The sequence below is a fragment of the Lysobacter daejeonensis GH1-9 genome (assembly GCF_000768355.1).
Taxonomy (GTDB): domain Bacteria; phylum Pseudomonadota; class Gammaproteobacteria; order Xanthomonadales; family Xanthomonadaceae; genus Aerolutibacter; species Aerolutibacter daejeonensis.
In genome coordinates this window covers 1-19,405 of record NZ_AVPU01000018.1, presented here as the reverse complement: position 1 = coordinate 19,405, position 19,405 = coordinate 1, and the positions used below count along the sequence as shown (strand labels likewise).

Annotated in this window: 15 protein-coding genes and 1 pseudogene; 8 read left to right on the top strand and 8 right to left on the bottom strand. The window is 69.5% G+C overall.

The annotated features are described in order from the left end of the window. Positions 1–173 precede the first annotated feature (173 nt). Both speA and N800_RS10475 read left to right on the top strand, forming a co-directional pair. The gene (gene speA, locus N800_RS10480) at positions 174–2,087 is read left to right on the top strand and encodes an arginine decarboxylase (RefSeq protein WP_036138101.1); all 1,914 of its coding nucleotides are present in this window, start codon (positions 174–176) and stop codon (positions 2,085–2,087) included. A gap of 133 nt (positions 2,088–2,220) precedes the next feature. Then, entirely contained in the window at positions 2,221–3,087 is an 867-nt protein-coding gene (locus tag N800_RS10475) for an NAD(P)-dependent oxidoreductase (RefSeq protein ID WP_036138099.1), read from the top strand. 151 nt (positions 3,088–3,238) lie between these two features. Here N800_RS10475 and N800_RS10470 read toward each other — a convergent pair whose 3' ends face one another. The 3 genes from N800_RS10470 to radC form a co-directional block, all read right to left on the bottom strand. Further along, positions 3,239–4,078: an SPOR domain-containing protein gene (locus N800_RS10470; RefSeq protein WP_036138096.1), complete on the bottom strand. Its 840-nt coding sequence runs from the start codon at positions 4,076–4,078 to the stop codon at positions 3,239–3,241. Then, positions 4,079–5,767 carry an arginine--tRNA ligase gene (gene argS, locus N800_RS10465; protein WP_036138095.1) on the bottom strand — a complete coding sequence of 563 codons (1,689 nt, stop codon included), beginning with the start codon at positions 5,765–5,767 and terminating at the stop codon, positions 4,079–4,081. Positions 5,768–5,895: 128 nt separating this feature from the next. Beyond that, on the bottom strand, positions 5,896–6,570 hold the full coding sequence (gene radC / locus N800_RS10460) for a RadC family protein (RefSeq protein ID WP_036138092.1): 675 nt from the start codon (positions 6,568–6,570) through the stop codon (positions 5,896–5,898). A gap of 99 nt (positions 6,571–6,669) precedes the next feature. On the opposite strand from radC, the pseudogene coaBC reads away from it, so the two are divergent. The 3 genes and pseudogenes from coaBC (at position 6,670) to N800_RS10445 (ending at position 10,849) form a co-directional block, all read left to right on the top strand. Continuing rightward, positions 6,670–7,919: pseudogene (gene coaBC / locus N800_RS10455) on the top strand (bifunctional phosphopantothenoylcysteine decarboxylase/phosphopantothenate--cysteine ligase CoaBC). Between the two features lie 128 nt (positions 7,920–8,047). Continuing rightward, a complete protein-coding gene (gene dut, locus N800_RS10450) occupies positions 8,048–8,506 on the top strand; it encodes a dUTP diphosphatase (protein WP_036138090.1) in 459 nt (152 codons plus the stop codon). Positions 8,507–8,518: 12 nt separating this feature from the next. Then, the gene (locus N800_RS10445) at positions 8,519–10,849 is read left to right on the top strand and encodes a phosphomannomutase (RefSeq protein WP_036138088.1); all 2,331 of its coding nucleotides are present in this window, start codon (positions 8,519–8,521) and stop codon (positions 10,847–10,849) included. Between the two features lie 125 nt (positions 10,850–10,974). On the opposite strand, the gene N800_RS10440 is transcribed toward N800_RS10445, so the two are convergent. Together N800_RS10440 and pyrE are read right to left on the bottom strand one after the other, a co-directional pair. Then, positions 10,975–11,628, bottom strand: a complete 654-nt coding sequence (locus N800_RS10440) for a hypothetical protein (protein WP_036138086.1) — start codon at positions 11,626–11,628, stop codon at positions 10,975–10,977. Between the two features lie 106 nt (positions 11,629–11,734). After that, the gene (pyrE, locus tag N800_RS10435) at positions 11,735–12,406 is read right to left on the bottom strand and encodes an orotate phosphoribosyltransferase (RefSeq protein WP_036138083.1); all 672 of its coding nucleotides are present in this window, start codon (positions 12,404–12,406) and stop codon (positions 11,735–11,737) included. A gap of 86 nt (positions 12,407–12,492) precedes the next feature. On the opposite strand from pyrE, the gene N800_RS10430 reads away from it, so the two are divergent. Beyond that, entirely contained in the window at positions 12,493–13,293 is an 801-nt protein-coding gene (locus N800_RS10430; protein WP_036138081.1) for an exodeoxyribonuclease III, read from the top strand. Between the two features lie 6 nt (positions 13,294–13,299). Here N800_RS10430 and N800_RS10425 read toward each other — a convergent pair whose 3' ends face one another. Further along, the gene (locus tag N800_RS10425; protein ID WP_036138183.1) at positions 13,300–14,622 is read right to left on the bottom strand and encodes an AmpG family muropeptide MFS transporter; all 1,323 of its coding nucleotides are present in this window, start codon (positions 14,620–14,622) and stop codon (positions 13,300–13,302) included. 137 nt (positions 14,623–14,759) lie between these two features. On the opposite strand from N800_RS10425, the gene N800_RS10420 reads away from it, so the two are divergent. Further along, positions 14,760–15,023: a hypothetical protein gene (locus N800_RS10420; protein WP_052108152.1), complete on the top strand. Its 264-nt coding sequence runs from the start codon at positions 14,760–14,762 to the stop codon at positions 15,021–15,023. On the opposite strand, the gene N800_RS10415 is transcribed toward N800_RS10420, so the two are convergent. After that, a complete protein-coding gene (locus tag N800_RS10415) occupies positions 15,011–16,177 on the bottom strand; it encodes an anhydro-N-acetylmuramic acid kinase (protein WP_156962960.1) in 1,167 nt (388 codons plus the stop codon). The genes N800_RS10420 and N800_RS10415 overlap by 13 nt on opposite strands. Before the next feature lie 7 nt (positions 16,178–16,184). Continuing rightward, positions 16,185–17,639: a peptidoglycan DD-metalloendopeptidase family protein gene (locus tag N800_RS10410; RefSeq protein ID WP_036138076.1), complete on the bottom strand. Its 1,455-nt coding sequence runs from the start codon at positions 17,637–17,639 to the stop codon at positions 16,185–16,187. Positions 17,640–17,839: 200 nt separating this feature from the next. On the opposite strand from N800_RS10410, the gene tyrS reads away from it, so the two are divergent. After that, positions 17,840–19,048, top strand: a complete 1,209-nt coding sequence (gene tyrS / locus N800_RS10405; protein WP_036138178.1) for a tyrosine--tRNA ligase — start codon at positions 17,840–17,842, stop codon at positions 19,046–19,048. The last annotated feature ends 357 nt before the right edge of the window (positions 19,049–19,405 follow it).

The following is a 19,405-nucleotide window of genomic DNA, read 5'->3' as shown; positions in this document are numbered from 1 at the left end:
AACGTCCGGCTGGGCGACGGGGCAGTGGGCGTGGCGTCCAGCGTGTGCAGCGGGCGGCGATGGAGGTCAGGGCGGCCCGCCCATGGCCCCGCCCGGCACGACCATGGCCTCACATACCCCCCGGCCCCCCGGGGGTAGAATGCGCGTCCCCACACCCCCTTGGTACCAAGCCGATGTCCGACTGGTCGATTGATCAGGCCCGCCAGACCTACTCGATCCCCTACTGGAGCGAGGGCTTCTATGACGTGGACGCCGCCGGCCGCATCAGCGTGCGCCCGCGTGGCGACACCGGGCCGACCGTCGCGCTGCCGCAGATCGTGGACCAGGCCCGCGCCAGCGGTGCCAAGTTGCCGCTGCTGGTGCGTTTTCCCGACATCCTCGGCGCGCGCCTGCGCAAGCTGCAGGGCGCCTTCGCCCACGCCATGGACGAGTGGAGCTACCCCGGCGGCTACACCGCCGTGTACCCGATCAAGGTCAACCAGCACTTCGGCGTCGCCGGGACGCTGGCGGCGGTGGGCGGCAATGGTGCCGATGCGCCGGCCAACACCGGCTTTGGCCTGGAGGCGGGCAGCAAGCCCGAGCTGATGGCGGTGCTGGCGCTGAGCCGGCCCGGCGGACTGATCGTCTGCAACGGTTACAAGGACCGCGAGTACATCCGCCTGGCGCTGATCGGTCGCAAGCTTGGCCTCAATACCTGGATCGTCGTGGAGAAGCCGTCCGAGCTGGCGTTGGTGCTGGAGGAGTCCGAGGCGCTGGGCGTGAAGCCGGGCCTGGGCGTGCGCATGCGCCTGGCGTCGCTGGGCGCCGGCAAGTGGCAGAACAGCGGCGGCGACAAGGCCAAGTTCGGGCTGTCCCCGCGCCAGGTGCTGGACTTGTGGAAGCAACTGCGCGACGCCGGCATGGGCGACTGCCTGGGCCTGCTGCATTTCCACATGGGCAGCCAGATCTCCAACGTGCGCGACATCGCCAACGGCATGCGCGAGGCGGTGCGCTACTTCGTCGAACTGTCGGTGCTGGGCGCCAAGGTGCAGTTCATGGATGTCGGCGGCGGCCTCGGCGTGGACTACGAGGGGACCCGCTCGCGCAGCTACTGCTCGATCAACTACGGCGTGAACCAGTACGCCAGCACCATCGTGCAGCCGCTGGCCGAGGCCTGCGAGGAATACGGCCTGAACCCGCCGCGCCTGGTCACCGAGTGCGGCCGCGCGATGACCGCGCACCACGCGGTGCTGGTGGCCAACGTGTCCGAAGTGGAGCAGGCGCCGGAAGGCCGCGTGCCCGAGGCGCACGACGACGAGCCGGCAGTGATCCGCCACCTGCGCGAGATCCATGGCGAACTGGGCGCGCGCCCGGCGGTGGAGCTGTTCCACGAGGCCGTGCACCACCACGGCGAAGGCCTGTCGCTGTACGCGCTGGGCCAGATCGACCTGGTCCACCGTGCGCGCATCGACGACCTGTTCTACGCCATTGCCAACGGCGTGCGCGAGCGCCTGCACCCGGGCGAGAAGAGCCACCAGGCGGTGCTCGACGAGCTCAACCAGCGCCTGGTCGACAAGTACTTCGTCAACTTCAGCGTGTTCGAGTCGATGCCCGACATCTGGGCCATCCAGCAGGTGTTCCCGATCGCGCCGATCGAGCGCTTGGACGAGGTGCCGACCCGCCGTGGCGTGATCGCCGACCTGACCTGCGACTCCGACGGCCGCATCGACACCTATGTCGAGAACGAGACGCTCAACACCTCGATGCCGATCCACGCGCTGCGGCCGGGCGAGAGCTACCGGCTGGGCTTCTTCATGGTTGGCGCGTACCAGGAGATCCTGGGCGACATCCACAACCTGTTCGGCGACACCGACGCGGTCGAAGTGCGCGTGGACGGCGACGCGGTGAAGCTGGTGCAGCAGCGCCGGGGCGATACCACCGACGTGATGCTCGACTACGTGGGCTACAAGCTCGACGACCTGCGCGCGGCCTATCGCGCCAAGGTGGCGGCGGCGCACCTGCCCGCGGACGAGGCCGAACGCCTCACTGTGGCGCTGGAGACCGGCCTGACCGGCTACACCTATCTGGACGACGCGCCGCTGGCCTGAGCGCGACGTTCGCGACTTCCTTCGGACGCTTCATTGCGTCCAACCCCATGCATCGCCCGCGCTCGCCGCGGGCAGTGCGCTGAAGGGGGCGCCGCTGCCGGCGACCCCTTCGTCCCCCACCGGAGGCAACACCATGAAAGTCGGATTCATTGGCCTGGGCGCGATGGGCGCGCCGATGGCCCGCCACCTGCACGCCAAGGGCCTGCTGACCGCGGTCGGCAACCGCACCCAGTCCAAGGCCGACGAACTGGCGGCCGAATTGGGCGTGCGCGCCGCGCGGTCCACCGACAACTTCGCCGACTGCGACGTGGTCGCGCTGTGCGTGTCCTTGGACCACGACGTGCTGACCACGGTTGAAGGCCTGGCCAACGTGCTGCGCGCCGGCACCGTGGTCGTCGATCATTCGACCGTGTCGGTGGAAACCGCGCGCCGCGCCGCGGCGATGCTCGCCACGCATGACATCGCCTTCATTGACGCGCCGGTCTCCGGCGGCGTGGAAGGCGCGCGCAACGGCAAGCTGTCGGTGATGCTGGGCGCGGACGAAGCGGCGCTGGACAAGGCACGGCCGGTGCTGGAAGCCTACGCGGCGCGCATCACCCACATGGGCGGCATCGGCGCGGGTCAGGCGACGAAGGCCATCAACCAGGTGCTGGTCGCCGGCATCAACGAGGCGGTGTGCGAAGGCCTGGCGCTGGGCGAGAAGCTCGGCCTGGATCCGGACAAGCTGCTGCCCACGCTGATGGCCGGCGCGGCCAACAGCTGGTTTCTGGAAAAGCGCGGCGCGACCATGATGCGCGACGAGTTCACACCCGGCTTCAAGTGCGTGCACATGCTCAAGGACCTGCGCATCGTGCAGGGCATCGCGGCCAGTGCCGGCATCCGCACCACGGCCATCGACCAGGCCGCCGCGGATTATGCGGAGTTGGTGGAGCGCGGGCAGGGCGAGGCGGACACCTCGGCGCTGATCACGCTGAAGCGGGAAAAGCCCTCGCAGGGGTGAGCCTGCCGGGAGCGGGCCGTGGTGGCTCGCTCCTCTTCCACCACCGCGGCGTGTCGAGAGGGCGGGGCTTGGCCCCCTTTCAACCGAGCGAGTATCGGGGAGCGAATTGAAAAGGGGGCTCAGCCCCGTCCGCCCCCGATGACCCAAAGCATCACTCGACCTTGATCGCCATCGCGGCCAACCCGCCCGATGTCAGCTTGCGTTTGGCCTCGGCCAGGTCGCTGGCGGTGCCATACGGCCCCATGCGCACGCGGTAGACCGTCTGCCCCTTGATCTGTGCCGCTTCCACGCGCGCGCCCACGCCCAGCATGGCGATCTTTGCCTTGAGCTCCTCGGCCTGGCCAGAAGCCTGGAACGCGCCGGCCTGCAGCAGGTAGCGGGTGTCCTCACTCGGCGCGGCGGTCCTGGGGGTCGCCGTCGCTGTCGACTCCGCCGGCTTGGACGCGGTCGCGCTGCGTTCCGCCACCGCGTCTTCGCTGACCGGTTGGGGCAGCGGTTCGGTACGCGGCGCAGCGGATGTCGTCGCGGTGCCGGTCGCGCCAGCGGCCGACGCCGGAGTCGCGGCTGGCTGCGCGGCAGCGGCCTGCGGGCGCTGACGTGCCTGGCGCTCGGCCTCGGCGCGCTCGGTGGCGGCGAGTTCGGCGTCGGTCATCGGCACTTCCTTGCCCGGCAGCAGGGTGTAGAAGTCGTACTCCGCATTCTTGGCGTTACCCGCGGCCGGTTTGGCCCCGGCGCTGGCCCGCGTGGCGGGGTTGGCGGCCTCCTCGGCCGGCAACAGCTCGTCGTCCTCCACCGACACCGGCGTTGGCTGCGCGTCGGGGTTGGCCTGCGGGCGCAGGAAGCCATCGCCATCGCCCTTCAACAGCTTCGGCGCCACCATCACTAGGATGATCGTGATCACCACGCCCAGCACCAGCCACGCCCAGCCCGGCAGGCCGCCGCTGTTGCCGCCGTTGCGCCGCGCTTGGGACTTACCGCGTCGTGCCGCCATTTACATCACCTCGGGGGCATTCACGCCCAGCAATTCCAGACCGTTGGCCAGCACCTGGCGCGTGGCCATCGCCAGCACCAGACGCGCATCGCGCACGTTGGCGTCGTCGACCAGGAACTGGTGATCGTTGTAATACGTCTGGAACGTCTGCGCGAGTTCCAGCAGGTACACGGCGATCTGGTGCGGCTCAAGGTCGCGCCCGGCGCTGGCCACCACGTCGGGGTAGCGCAGCAGGGTCTGCACCAGCTCGTGCGCGGCCGCGTCCTCCACGTCCAGCGGTTGCGCCAGGCCGTTGGCCGCGTTGAAGGTCAGCCCCTGCTCGCGCAGCTTGCGCAGCAGCCCGTGCATGCGCGCGTGCGACACCTGCACGTAATACACCGGGTTGTCCAACGACTGGCTGCGCGCCAGGTCGATATCGAAGGTCAGCTGCGAGTCGGGCTTGCGTGCGATCAGGAACCAGCGCGTGGCGTCACGGCCGACTTCGTCGATCAGGTCGCGCAGGGTCAGGTAGCTGCCGGCGCGCTTGGACAGTTTCACTTCCTCGCCGCCGCGCATCACCGTGACCATCTGGTGCAGCACGTACTCCGGCCAACCTTGCGGGATGCCGCAGTCCAGCGCCTGCAGGCCGGCGCGCACGCGCGCCAGCGAGCCGTGGTGGTCGGCGCCCAGTTCGGTGATCGCGCGCACGTAGCCACGCTGCCACTTGCTCAGGTGGTAGGCCACGTCCGGCACGAAGTAGGTGTAGGTGCCGTCGGACTTGCGCATCACGCGGTCCTTGTCGTCGCCGAAGTCGGTGCTGCGCAGCCACAGCGCACCGCCTTCCTCGTAGGTGTGGCCGTGGTCGATGAGCTCGCGCACGGTCTCCTCGACCTTGCCGTCGGTGTACAGCGACGACTCGAGGAAGTACACATCGAAACCCACACCGTACGCAGCCAGGTCGGCGTTCTGCTCGCGGCGCAGGTAGGCCACCGCGAAGGCGCGGATGGCGTCGAGGTTGTCCGGGTCCTTCGCGCCCGTGACCACGTGGCCTTCGACCTCGACGCTGTCGCCGCGCAGGTAGGCGTTGGCGACATCGATGATGTAATCGCCGCGGTAGCCGTCCTCCGGCCAACCGGCATCGTCCGGGCCGCGACCCTGCGCGCGTGCCTGCACCGAGATGGCGAGGTTGTTGATCTGCGCGCCGGCGTCGTTGTAGTAGAACTCGCGCTTCAGGTTCCAGCCGTTGGCGGCCAGCACGCGGCCGATGCAGTCGCCGATCACCGCGGCGCGGCCGTGGCCCACGTGCAGCGGGCCGGTCGGGTTGGCCGACACGTACTCCACGCCCGCCACGCGGCCTTCGCCGCTGGTGTTGCGGCCGTAGGCATCGCCCTGCTCGAGGACCTGTGCTATCTGCCGACGCCACGCAGCCTCGGCCACGTGGAAGTTGATGAAGCCCGGCCCGGCGATCTCGACTTTGGCGATGTCGTCGCTGGCTGGCAGCGCGTCGAGCAGCGCCTGGGCAATCGCGCGCGGGTTCGACTTGGCCGGCTTGGCCAGCAGCATCGCGGCGTTGGTGGAGAAGTCACCCTGCGCGCGCGACTTGGGACGCTCGATGACGAAGTCGGGCGTGTCGAGGTCGGCCGGCAGGGTGCCGGCGGCGCGCAGCGCATCGATGGCCTGCGTCACCAGGTCGCGGAGGGTGGCTTTCACGGAGTATCCGGGGGTTGCAGCGGGAATCGGCCATTTTAACCGGGTTGCGGCTCGCCGTTGCCGGCTGCGGCGCGTGTATTCAGGCGCGGCTTGTCCCGTCTACCGAGCCGCTGGCGCTGTTCCCGTCGTCACACCCAGCCGCGGGCCGCCAATGACACCGGCGGGCCGTCGGCGACCACGAAATGGTCGAGCAGGCGCAGGTCCACCAGCGCCAACGCCTGCTTCAGCCGCGCGGTCACCGCCCGGTCCGCGGCCGAGGGCTCGGGATTGCCGCTGGGGTGGTTGTGGCCCACGATCACCGCCGCCGCATTCAGTGCCAGCGCGCGCTGCACCACCACCCGCGGATGGACCTCGGCCCCGTCGAGGGTGCCGTGGAACAGCTCCTCGAAGCCCAGAGCGCGGTGCCGTGTATCCAGGAACAGCGCCGCGAACACCTCGTGCGGGCGGCCGCGCAGGCGCTGGGCGAAGTAGCGGCCGGCCGCCTGCGGGTCGGTCATCGCCTCGCCGCGCTCCAGTGCAGCCGAAAGGTGGCGTTGCCCCAATTCCAGTGCCGCCGCCAGCGCGCTCGCCCGCGCCGGTCCCAGCCCGGGCAGCTTGGCCAGGGCGTTGGGCGAGCGGTCCAGCAGCGGCCGCAGCGGACCGTGGGAGGCCAACAGGTCGCGGGCGGTGGCCACCGCGTCGCGCCCCGGCAGGCCGGAGCCGAGGAAGATCGCCAGCAACTCGGCGTCGGACAGAGCGCTGGCGCCGCGGGCCAGCAGTTTTTCCCGGGGGCGCTCGGCCGCGGGCCAGTCTCGGATGTGCATGCCAACAGCATCACGTTCCCCGCGTGCGCGCGCTATCGGGTGAATCCACCGCATCGGGTAAGCTAAATGCTGCTTTTGCCGTAGGAAATCTCCCCGTCCATGGCCGCTGACACGCCCACTCCCTCCGCGTCGCTGCAGGGCCAGCACGTCCTGTTGTGCGTCTGCGGTGGCATCGCCGCGTACAAGGCGGCCGAGCTGGTGCGCCGGCTGCGCGATGCGGGCGCCGAGGTGCGGGTGGCGATGACCGAGAACGCGCAGCGTTTCGTCGGAGCCACCACGTTCCAGGCGCTGTCCGGCCAGTCAGTGCGTACTTCGCTGTGGGACGAGGCCGCCGAGGCCGCCATGGGCCACATCGAGCTGGCGCGCTGGGCGGACCGCATCGTGGTCGCGCCAGCCACCGCCAACACCTTGGCCAAGCTGGCGCACGGTTTCGCCGATGACCTGGTCAGCACGTTGTGCCTGGCCAGCGATGCGGCGCTGTTCGTGGCGCCGGCGATGAACCGGTTGATGTGGGCGCACCCGGCCACCCAGGCCAACGTCGCGACGCTGCAAAGTCGTGGCGCAACGCTGCTGGGTCCCGGCAGCGGCGGGCAAGCCTGTGGCGAAGTGGGCGACGGCCGCCTGATGGAACCCGACGACATCGTCACGAACCTGGCGGCGATGCCGCTGCGGAGCCGCGCATGAGCGCTGCCGTTTCGCTGGCCGGCCTGCGCATCGTGGTGAGCGCCGGCCCCACGTTCGAGGACATCGACCCGGTCCGCTTCATCGGCAACCGCAGCAGCGGCAAGATGGGTTTCGCCATTGCCGAGGCCGCCGCGCGACGCGGCGCGGAGGTGGTGCTGGTGGCGGGGCCGGTCAGCCTGCCCACGCCCGCGGGCGTGGCCCGCATCAACGTGCGCTCCGCGGCGCAGATGCACGCCACCGTGCTGGGTACGTTGCCGGCCGACATCTACATCGGCGCGGCCGCGGTGGCCGATTACACCCCGCGGCAGATGGCCGCCGGCAAGATCAAGAAGCAGCCCGGCCAGGACACCCTCGTGCTGGAACTGGTCCGCACCGCCGATGTGCTGGCCGACGTGGCCGTGCACCCGCAGCGCCCGCGGCTGGTGGTCGGCTTCGCCGCCGAGACCCACGACGTGGCGCACTACGCGCGCGGCAAGCTGGTCAACAAGAAGCTCGACCTGATCGCCGCCAACCGGGTGGGCGTGGAAGGCAGCGGCTTCGAGGCCGACGACAACGCACTGGTGGTCTATTCCGCCGACGAAGAGACGGCGCTGGGTCCCGCGCCCAAGGCGCAACTGGCCGATGAGCTGCTTGACCTTGTGGCGGCGCGGTTGATGCCCGCATGAGCACAGCACCTGCCGGCGGTGGCGGCGACCGCTTCGCCGTCCATGGTGCCGCCGAGGGCCCCACGCCCGGCGGCCAACGCCTCGTACGCCCGGTTTGCCCACATTTTCTGGCCCTCTGAAAGGACCGCATGCACCACACCCTCGAACTGAAGATCCTCGATGCGCGCTTCGGCAGTGAGTGGGCGTTGCCCGCGTACGCCACGCCGGCCAGTGCCGGCCTGGACCTGCGGGCCGCGCTGGATGCGCCGTTGACCCTGCAGCCGGGTGATGCGGCGCTGGTCCCGTCGGGCCTGGCCATCCACGTGGGCGACCCGACGCTGTGCGCGGTGATCCTGCCGCGCTCCGGGCTGGGGCATAAGCACGGCATCGTGCTCGGCAACGGCACTGGCCTGATCGACGCTGATTACCAGGGGCCGCTGATGATCAGCGTGTGGAATCGCGGTCGCGAGGCTTTTACGATGCAACCGGGGGATCGCATCGCGCAGCTGGTCGTACTGCCGATCGTGCGGGCGACGCTGCAGGTGGTCGCGGAATTTGAAACCAGTGCGCGCGGTGCGGGCGGCTTCGGCCACACCGGCGTGCGCTGACAGGGGAAACACATGGTGGACATCAAGATCGAACGCCCGCAGCTGTCGCTGGCGCAACTCAAGCCGCTGCTGCCGGTCGTGATCGTGGGCTCGGTGCTGCTCGCGGCGTGGTTCGGCTGGGGCGGCTGGCAACAGCAGCGCGACGGTGCGCGCCGCACGGCCATCCAGCAGGTGCGTGATGCGGCCGTACAGCAGGCGCAGACCGCGATCGCCGCCGACACCAAGCGGTTGGCCGAGCAGGTCGGCAAGCCGGCGTTCCTGGCCGCGCTGACCGCGGGCGACCTGGCCACGGCGGCGGCGGAGCTGGCCAGAGGCTGGCCGGAAGCCAAGGGCGCCAGCGTGCAGCCCACCGGATTGGACGCCACGTATGCCGGCCTGGCGGCGGGTGCCAAGGGCGGTTATGGCCGCCTGGCCGCGCAGGAGTCGGCGCTGCTGGCCGGCAAGCCGGTCGTCGCCATCATCAAGGAGGGCGGCACCAACCAGCTGGCGGTGGCCGCTCCGGTGCCGCTGGACGGCGTCGCCATCGGCGTGGCCAGCGTGCTGTTGCCGGCCAACCGCGTGGCCGGGGCGGTCGAGCAGGCCGCCGTGGCCGACGGCAGCTACCTGGCCTTGCGCCAGGGCGGCCACAGCGTGGTCGAGCGCGGCGACGTGGCCCTGAACACGGGCGCCGAGGCTCTGGCAGCCAAGGTGCCCGGCAGTGACCTGCGCGTCGCGGCCGCCGTGCCCGATGTGGCGGGTGGTCCGTTGGGCCTGGGCGCGATGGCGTGCTTTGGCGTGGCGGCGGGATTCCTGCTGCTGGCGCTGGTGGCCTGGCGCGCCCCGACCCTGCAGCGGCGCAAGGCCGGCGGCGACGCCGAACCCGAGGGCAGCGAGCTGACCCTGGCCGATGTCGCCCAGCAGGCACCGGCCCGCGTCGTCGCGCCGGCCGCAGCCGCAGCCGCAGTCCCGGCTCCGGCGTCGACGCTGGCCGTGGATCCCGGCGTCTTCCGCGCCTATGACATTCGTGGCGTGGTCGGCAGCAGTCTCGACGTGGGCGTGGCCACCCTGATCGGCCAGGCCATCGGCAGCGTGATGCAGGAGAAGGGCCTGACCGACATCGTGGTCGGCCGCGACGGCCGCCTGTCGGGTCCCGAGTTGGCGGGCGGGCTCATCGATGGCCTGCGCAAGGCCGGCTGCAACGTCACCGACATCGGCCTGGCGCCCACTCCGCTGGTCTACTTCGGTGCCTACCAGTTGCGCGCGGGCTCGTGCGTGTCGGTCACCGGCAGCCACAACCCGCCGGACTACAACGGCTTCAAGGTCGTGGTCGGCGGCGAGACGCTCTCCGGCGACACCATCACCGACCTGTACCGACGCATCGCCGAGGATCGCCTGCACACCGCGCCGGCGCCGGGCCTGCTGCAACAGCGCGACATCAGCGAGGACTACGTGCAGCGGGTCGCCGCCGACGTCCAGCTGGAGCGGCCCCTGCACGTGGTCGTCGATGCCGGCAACGGCGTGGCCGGCGACCTCGGCCCGCGCGTGCTGCGCGCGATTGGCGCGGAAGTCACCCCACTGTTCTGCGAGATCGACGGCACCTTCCCCAACCACCATCCGGACCCGAGCGAGCCGCACAATCTCGAGGATCTGGTGGCCTCGGTGGCGCGGCTGGGCGCCGACCTCGGCATCGCCTTCGACGGCGACGGCGACCGCCTCGGCGTGGTCACCCGCGACGGCGAGAACATTTTTCCCGACCGCCTGCTGATGCTGTTCGCCGCCGACGTGCTTGAACGCAACCCCGGCGCGCAGATCATCTACGACGTGAAGTGCACCGGCCGTTTGCCGGGCCACATCCTGCGCCACGGTGGCAGCCCGCTGATGTGGAAGACCGGTCATTCGCTGATCAAGGCCAAGATGCGCGAGACCGAAGCCGAGCTGGCCGGCGAGATGAGCGGCCATTTCTTCTTCAAGGAGCGCTGGTACGGCTTCGACGACGGCATCTACTCCGCGGCGCGCCTGCTGGAGATCGTGGCGGGCAAGGTGCAGACCCCGACCGAGACGCTGGCCGCGTTGCCCAACGGCATCGCCACCCCGGAGATCAAGGTGGATGCGCCGGAAGGCAACCCGCATGCCTTCGTCGACCGCTTCGTCACCGAGGCGAAGTTCGAAGGCGCCCGCCTGTCGACCATCGATGGCCTGCGCGTGGACTGGCCTGACGGTTGGGGCCTGGTGCGGGCCTCCAACACCACGCCGATCCTGGTGATGCGTTTCGATGCGGACAGCGAGGCGGCGATGGCCCGCATCCAGGCGGCCTTCCGCGCGCAGCTGCTGGCGCTCAAGCCGGACCTGGCTCTGCCGTTCTGAGCCTTGGCGGCACGCCATTGCGCGGAAACGAACAAGGGGCGCCTCGGCGCCCCTTGTTCGTTTCAGGTTGTCGGCTCCACCCGTGAGGTGGGCCAGCGCCGTCGCCGGGACGAAGGATGCTGCGCTCAGCCGCCGTTCGGTGGCGTGACCGGCATCTTCAACTCGCGATAGCGTTTGAGCGCCGAGGCCAGTTCGCCATCGATCGCCGCGCGTTCTCCGCGCTGGCGTACCAATGCGGCCTGCTGGCGGAGCAACTGCTGGTGCTGGGTCTGGATCGACGCCGCCAGCGGCGCCGGAACGGGCCTGCCGGCCAGCTCGGCCTCACTGGCGCGTTGCAGCAGGCTGACCAGGCTCTGGCGCAGTCCGGTCACGCCCAGCGAGGACGCCTTCACGGTTTCGTCCAGCAGGGTGATGCGGTGCTCAAAGGCGCGCATCAGCTCTTCCTCGTTGGTGTACGACTCCACCATCGCGTGCTCGCGGCGTTGGCGTTCCTCCTCGACGATGGCGGCCTGCCGCTCGGCCTCGGCCTGCTGCGCCGCGGCCGCGCGTTCGGCGTCGGTCAGTGCGCGGGCCACCTGGCCGGTCTTCAGGCCACTCTTGGCGCTGATCTCGGTGCGGGCCGAATCGGCGGCGCTTGCCGGCAGCGCGTCGCCGCAGACCTTGCGTCCGTTCTCGTTCCAGCAGTACAGCTTCTTGCCGCCAGCCTGCTGCGCGGTGACCGGCGCGGCCGTCAATGCCATCAGCAGGCCGGCGGCCAGTGCGGTGCTCTTCGTGTTCATGTCGGCCCCCCCGGCCGTCATTGCGGATATGCCCCCGTTCACGGCGACACTCTGGTTGATACCAAGCAAGAATCGCGCCACTGGCGGCCATCCTGCATGGATGGCCTCATTCGGCGCTGCCGTAGGCCTCACGGTACGCCAGCAGCCTGTCGCGTTGCGTGGCCAGCGTCGCATTGTTGCCGGTGAAGGCCAGCAGGTCGCCCAACGTCGCCACCGCCACCACTGGCAGGTCGTGTTCGGCGCCGACGGTTTGTGCCGCGGAGCGTCGGGTTTGGCCAGGGGGCAGTTCGACCCCGCCGGCCACTTCCTGGCGGTCCAGCGCGATGACGATGCCCGCCACCTGGCCTCCGGCAGCGGCGATGATGCCCAGCGCCTCGCGGATCGCGGTGCCGGCGGTGATCACGTCGTCCACGATCAGCACCCGGCGACCGGACAGCGGCGCACCGATCAGCGTGCCGCCCTCGCCATGCGCCTTGGCCTCCTTGCGGTTGAACGCGACCGGCAGGTCACGGCCGCGGCGTGCGTACTCGCAGGCCAGCGCGGTGGCCAGCGGAATGCCCTTGTAGGCCGGTCCGAACAACAGGTCGAAGTCCACCCCGGCCGCGTCCACCGCGTCGGCGTAGCAGCCCGCCAACTCGGCCAGGGTGGCGCCGGTGTTGAACAGCCCGGCATTGAAGAAATAGGGGCTCTGGCGGCCCGACTTGAGGGTGAACTCGCCAAAGCGCAGCGCGTCGGCGCGCAGGGCCAGTTCCAGGAAACGGGTACGGTGGTCGTTCATGCGCATAGTGTCGGGCGCGACGGCGGTTTTCGCCACCCGGTCTGTCCGGTACCCTGCCCACTCGTTCCTTCAGAGGGGCCCTGCACGTGCGGATCATCAGCTTCAATGCCAACGGCATCCGCTCGGCGGCCACCAAGGGCTTCTTCGACTGGTTCCGCCAGCAGGACGCCGACGTGCTGTGCCTGCAGGAGACCAAGGCGCAGGAATCGCAACTGAGCGACCCGCAGTTCCGCCCCGACGGCCACCATTGCTTCTACAAGGATGCCAGCACCAAGAAGGGCTACAGCGGCGTGGCGATCTACGCCCGGCGCGAGCCCGACGAGGTGATCACTGCGCTGGGCCGGCCATCGTTCGACGACGAGGGCCGCTACATCGAGGCGCGCTTCGGCAACCTCAGCGTGGTCAGTTTCTACATCCCGTCCGGCTCCTCCGGCGACGAGCGCCAAGGATTCAAGTTCGAGGTCATGGACTGGCTCCGGCCGGTGCTCGACGGCTGGCTGCGCAGCGGCCGCGAGTACGTGCTGTGCGGCGACTGGAACATCGTGCGCAGCCGGCTCGACATCAAGAACTGGTCCAGCAACCAGAAGAACTCCGGTTGTCTCCCGCCCGAGCGCGACTGGCTCAATGGCCTGTGTGCGGATGCGGCCGCCGAGGCCGATCCAGCCAACGGCCGCGGCTGGGTTGATGCCTACCGCGCGCTGCACCCCGAGGGTCAGGACTACACCTGGTGGAGCAACCGCGGCGCCGCGCGTGCCAACAACGTGGGCTGGCGCATCGACTACCAGTTCGTGACCCCGGGGCTGCGCGACAAATTGCGCGGCTGCTCGATCCTGCGCGAGCCGCGCTTCTCCGACCACGCACCATTCACCGTCGACTACGACCTCTGACGGCGGCTACGCCACCGCGCGCACGTCCGACTCCGCGATCGCGCTGTCGACCAGCCCGCGCCGCGACATCCACGCAAACAGCGCCACGCCCGGCAAGGCCACTGCCGTGGTCAGCAGGTAGAACTCCACGTAGCCCATCTGCTCGATCAGGCCGCCGGCCGTGGTGCCGGTGACCACGCGGCCCACCACCGACGCGGCCGCCGACAACAGCGCGAACTGCGAAGCGGTGAACGACAGGTTGCACAGGGCCGACAGGTAGGCCACGACCGCAACGCCACCGATGCCGCTGGCCACGTTCTCGAAGCAGATGGTGAAGGCCAGCAACGCGTTGTCGTGGCCCACGCTGGCCAGCCAGGCGAACGACAGGTTGGAGACCGCCATCAGCACGAGGCTCAGCAGCACCGCGCGCTTCATCCCCAGCCGCGAATACAGCACGCCGCCGATGAAGATGCCGATCAGATAGGCGAAGAAGCCGAAGCCCACGTCATAGGTCGCGATCTCGTCGTTGCTGAAACCCAGGTCATCCAGCAACAGGCGAAGCGTCAGGTTGGCCAGCGTGTCGCCGATCTTGTGCAACAACACGAACAACAACACCAGCCACGCGCCGCGGCGTGCAAAGAACTCGGTCAGTGGGCCGGTCACCGATGCCAGCATGGCCGCCACGCCGCGCTTGGCCATCGGCTCGCGGTGGCGTGCCGGTTCGCCCAGCCACAGCGCCGCGACAACGGCGGGCGCCACGAAGGCCGCGCACAGCACGTAGGCCGTGCCCCAGCCGGCGCGCGCCGACACCAGCAGCGCCAGCGCGCCTGCGCTCACCGAGCCGATGCGCCACCCGTACTGCGACATGCCCGAACCCACGCCCAACTGCCGGGGCTCGAGGATCTCGATGCGGTAGGCGTCGATCACGATGTCGAAGGTCGCGCCTGATATGCCCACCAGCACCGCCGCGATCGCCACGGTCTGCAGCGAGGTGCTCGGGTCGGCCACGCCGAGGAACACCACCGACGCGGCCACCATCGTCGCCGCCAGCAGCAGCCAGGAACGGCGTTGGCCCAGGCGGTGCAGCAACGGCAGGTGCACGCGGTCGACCGCGGGCGCCCACAGGAATTTCAGGTTGTACGCCAGGAACGCCAACGAGAACGCAGTGACGCTCTTCTTGCTGATGCCGTCCTGCGCCAGGCGCGTGGTCAGCGTCGCGCCGATCATCGCGTACGGAAAGCCCGAGGAGATGCCCAGCAGCAAGGCGGCCAGCGGCGCCCGCTCCAGGTAGGGGTGGAGCGATTCCAACACGCCGAGGCGGGCTCGGGTCGGCGGGGCAGCGTCAGTCATCGGGTCGTTGTCGCGCGGAGTAGCGGCCACCATAGCGTGGCCGCCTGCCCCCGCGAAGCCCCCGGCGGACGCGTGATCACGTTCCGTGCGAATGAGGTTCAATCCGGTTATGGTAGGCGCGAACCAGGACGGTCCCGATGAGCGAAACCCTGCAGATCCAACTCGATGCGGTCCTGCTCGAGCGCGTCCGCCGCGTCGCCCAGACGCGCGGCTGGAGTGAGACGACGGCCATCCGCCACCTGATCGAGCACGGCCTGTTCGCGGTCGAGCCGCGCGGCGAGCCGCGCTTGGATGACATGGATGCGAACATCCTGCAATCGGCGATCGCCGCCCTTGAAGGCATTCCCGATGACCCGGGCTTCTCGCTGATCGGCCGCGCCGGCGACGGTCAGGCCGGGTAGATCGCGCCCAATACCCGTGGGCCGCGCGCGCCGGTCACCGCCGGCAGGTTGCCCGGCGCCCCCATCAGCGTCTGCCGCGCCAACCACGCGAACGCCATCGCCTCGACGTAATCCGGGTCCAGCCCGAACGCCGCGGTCGAGCCCACCGCCACGTCGCCCAACAGCGCGCCGATCCGCGCCATCAGCGCGCCATTGCGCACGCCGCCTCCACACACCAGCACGCGCCGGGTCGCCGGCTGTTCGCGACGCAGTGCCGCGCACACGGTCACCGCCGTCAGTTCCAGCAAGGTGGCCTGCACGTCTTCCGCGCGCTCGCGCCCGCCCAGTCGCGCATCCACCCAGTCCAGGTGGAACTGCTCGCGGCCCGTGCTCTTGGGCGGTGGCAGCGCGAACCACGCCTCGTCCAGCAGGCGGGCCAGCAGCGCCGCATCCACCGTGCCGCGCGCGGCCATCTCCCCGTCGCGGTCAAAGGGTTCGCCGAAATGGCGCTGGCACCATGCATCCATCAACGCGTTCGCCGGCCCGGTGTCGAAGCCGCGGATCGTGCCGTTGGCCGGCAACAGGGTGAAGTTGCCGATCCCGCCCAGGTTCAGCACTGCGCGGTCTTCGCTGGCGGCGTGCAGCAGCGCGGCATGGAAGGCCGGCACCAGCGGTGCGCCGTGCCCGCCGGCGGCCACGTCGCGACGGCGGAAGTCGGCCACGGTGGCGATGCCGGTGCGCTCGGCGATGACGTTGCCATCGCCCAGTTGCAGGGTGAACGGGTGCCGCCCGTCGAAGGCGGCGCCGTCGGGCCGATGCCGCACGGTCTGCCCATGGGAACCGATCGCGGTGATCGCCCCGGCCGCCATGCCGGCCTCCGCCAGCAGCCGTGTTGCCGCCTCGGCCAGGGCTTCGGCGATGCGCACATCCAGCGTGCCCACCTCATCCAGCGAATCGATCCGCGCGCCTTGCCCGACCGCCACCAGCCGTTCGCGCAGCACGGGGTCCCAGGGATATGTGCGCCCCAGCACCAGCGCGCCGTGCGGCGCGCCATCGGTTTCGTCGAAACGCACCAGTGCGGCGTCGATACCATCGGCGCTGGTGCCCGACATCAGGCCGATGAAAAAGCGAGGGCCCGTGGCGTGGTCGCGCACGGGCCCGGCAGTAGCGGTCATGTGAGGATCAGGCCTTCGACTTGCCGCCCTTGCGCGGCGTGTCCTTGCTGGCCACCGCCTTGTCCGACTTCAGCGGGGCGGCGTCGGCGTAGATCACGTCTTCCACTTCCTGGATGCGCGACAGGGCGGTGCGCGTGTAGCTGCGGAACGCGGTCAGCGCGGCGCCGCTCAGCGGCTCCGGTGGCGGCATGGTCACCGACAGCGGATTGCGGTGTACGCCGTTGATCTGGAATTCGTAGTGCAGGTGCGGGCCGGTCGACAGCCCCGACGTGCCCACATAGCCGATCACCGCGCCCTGCGGCACGCGCTGGCCGGCGGTGAACTTGCCAAAACGCGACATGTGCGCGTACAGCGTGGTGTAGCCGCGCCCGTGGTCCAGCTGCACCACGCGGCCGTAACCGCCCTTCCAGCCGACGAACTTCACCCGCGCGTCGCCGGCGGCCATGATCGGCGTGCCGGTGCCCGCGGCGTAATCGACGCCCTTGTGCTGGCGAACACGGCCCAGCACCGGATGGCGGCGCGAGCCAAAGCCCGACGTCAGGCGCGCATACGGAATCGGCATGCGGATGAACGACTTCTTCAGCGGCCGGCCTTCGGCGGTGAAGTACTCCGGCTTGCCGTTGCGCTCGAAGCGGAAGCCGCTGTGCAGCTTGCCGCCGGCAGTGAACGTTGCCGCCAGCACCGGGCTCGTGGCCACCAGTTCGCCCTCGCGCCAGGTCTGCTCCACGACCACACTGAAACGGTCCTTGGCGCCAACATCCTCGTTGAAGTCGATGTCGTACTTGAAGATCTCGTCGGTCAGCGTATTGATTGCCTTCGCGCTAAGGCCCTGCTTGCGCGCCGAACGGTACAGCGACTTGCCCACCTCGCCGCTGATGACGACGGTGCGGGTCTGGGTCGGGCGCTCGATCACTTTCTGCGTGACCGATCCACCTGCGATTGCCATCTCAACGCGATGCGTGGCATCGCGGTCGTAGCGGAAGCCCCGCAGCGTGCCATTGACTGGCAGATCGAAGGCCAGTTCGGTGCCTGGCTTCAGCCGGCGCAGCGCATCCTTGGCACCCGGCTGGGCCAGGATCGCGTGCATCGTCGAAGCCGGTACGCCGAGGTCCTCGAACAGTTCACCCAGCGTCTGCCCGCGCTCCACGCGCACCACCTGCCAGCTGTCGCCCTCGGTGCCGCGCAGACGCGCGATCGGCAGCGGCGGCAACGCCAACGCCATCGAATGCCGGGGCGCGTGGTGCGGACGCTCCAGGGCCAGCGGCTTGCCCAAGCCCGGCACGATGGCCGCGACCAGCATGCCGATGGTGGCGAACAGGCTCGCGTGCGCCCAGTGGCGTCGCGACCAGCGGCCAGTGAATCCCTCGTCCATGTGCCGGGCCAGCACCGGACGGTGCAAGGCGGCCTCGCGAAGGGCTTTCAATCGTTCGCGACGTTCCTTGCCGGCGGTGTGGTCGGTCATTGGATGCTCCCCCTACACGCGGCGAGTGAAAACCGCGTAACGCGCGTACCATAATCACACGAGGACTGTGCGTCAAACCCTTGAGCTGAATGGAGTTTTTGACCCCTGTCCCATTTAACGCCGAATTAACTGCTACCTTTGAACGCCGTCATATTCAGTTTCGGCGCCCGCTGCGAGAACTCCCCCCCGTGCCTGCCCAAGTGTCCGTCCAAGAATCCCTCGACCTGATCGGCCGCGGTGCCGAAGAAATCCTCAAGCGCGACGAGCTGGAGGCCCGTCTCAAGCTCGGTCGGCCGTTGCGCATCAAGGCCGGCTTCGACCCCACCGCCCCCGACCTGCACCTGGGCCACACCGTGCTGCTCAACAAGATGCGGCAGTTCCAGGACCTCGGCCACCAGGTCATCTTCCTGATAGGCGACTTCACCGGAATGATCGGCGACCCGACCGGCAAGAACGTCACCCGCAAGCCGCTCACGCGCGAGGACGTGCTGGCCAACGCCGAGACCTACGCCGAGCAGGTGTTCAAGGTGCTGGACAAGGAGCGCACCGAGGTGCGCTTCAATTCCGAGTGGTTCGGGCAGATGTCGGCGGCGGACATGATCAGGCTGGCGGCGCAGCACACCGTGGCGCGCATGCTCGAGCGCGACGACTTCGCCAAGCGCTACGCCGCCCAGCAATCCATCGCCATCCACGAATTCCTGTATCCGCTGGTGCAGGGCTATGACTCGGTCGCGCTGCAGGCCGACGTCGAACTCGGCGGTACCGACCAGAAATTCAACCTGCTGATGGGCCGTGGCCTGCAGGAAAGCCACGGACAGGCACCGCAGATCGTGCTGACCATGCCGTTGCTGGAAGGCCTGGACGGCGTCAACAAGATGTCCAAGTCGCTGGGCAACTACATCGGCATCAACGAACCCGCGATCGACATCGTCACCAAGACCATGAAGATCGACGACGTGCTGATGTGGCGCTGGATCGACCTGCTCAGCTTCGAGATATCCATCGCCGAGGCCGCCAGCCTCAAGCGCGAGATCGAAGCCGGTCAGCTCAACCCGCGCGATCTCAAGCTGCGCCTGGCGCGTGAGCTCGCCGCCCGCTTCCATGGTGCGGGCGCGGCCGAAACCGCCATCGCCGGCTGGAACGCCGCCGTGCGAGGCGAGGGCGACACCGCCTCGCTGCCGCTCACCGACGTGGCCGTGCCCTTGGAGGGCCTGCGCCTGGCGGCCCTGCTGACCGCCGCCGGGCTGACCCCCAGTAATTCCGAGGCCAACCGCAAGCTCAAGGAGCGCGCCGTGCGCATCGACGGCGAAGTGGTGGAGGACGCCCAGCGCCAGTTCACGCCCGGCTTTGAGGGTGTGCTTGCCGTCGGCAAGCGCACCTTTGCCCGGGTGCGCCTGGTCCAGGCCTGATCCGGTAGCCGGGCCCGATGGGGCCTTCGGATGCTGACAACAACGCCACCCACGGGTGGCGTTGTTGTTCTTGGCGCCTGGGGGCACATCCAACGAGCAGGTGGGAAGGGCGGCGCGCCACGTCTGTCTGGTGCGCGCGGCGAGGCGGGGAGTGTTCGCGCCCGGCGCGGGTCCCTTCGTCCTGCGTGCGCTTCTCATGTGTGAGAGGCCGCGAGCCGGGTTGCTTCGGACTGGAGGCGAGCGCCATCTCTCAGTGCGGTGCGCGCATTACTTCGTAATTTGCGTGCATTCGCCGCATGCCACGCCATCGCCGCGAGATATTTTGTTTTCACCCCTTCCCAAACGCGATGTGCATGT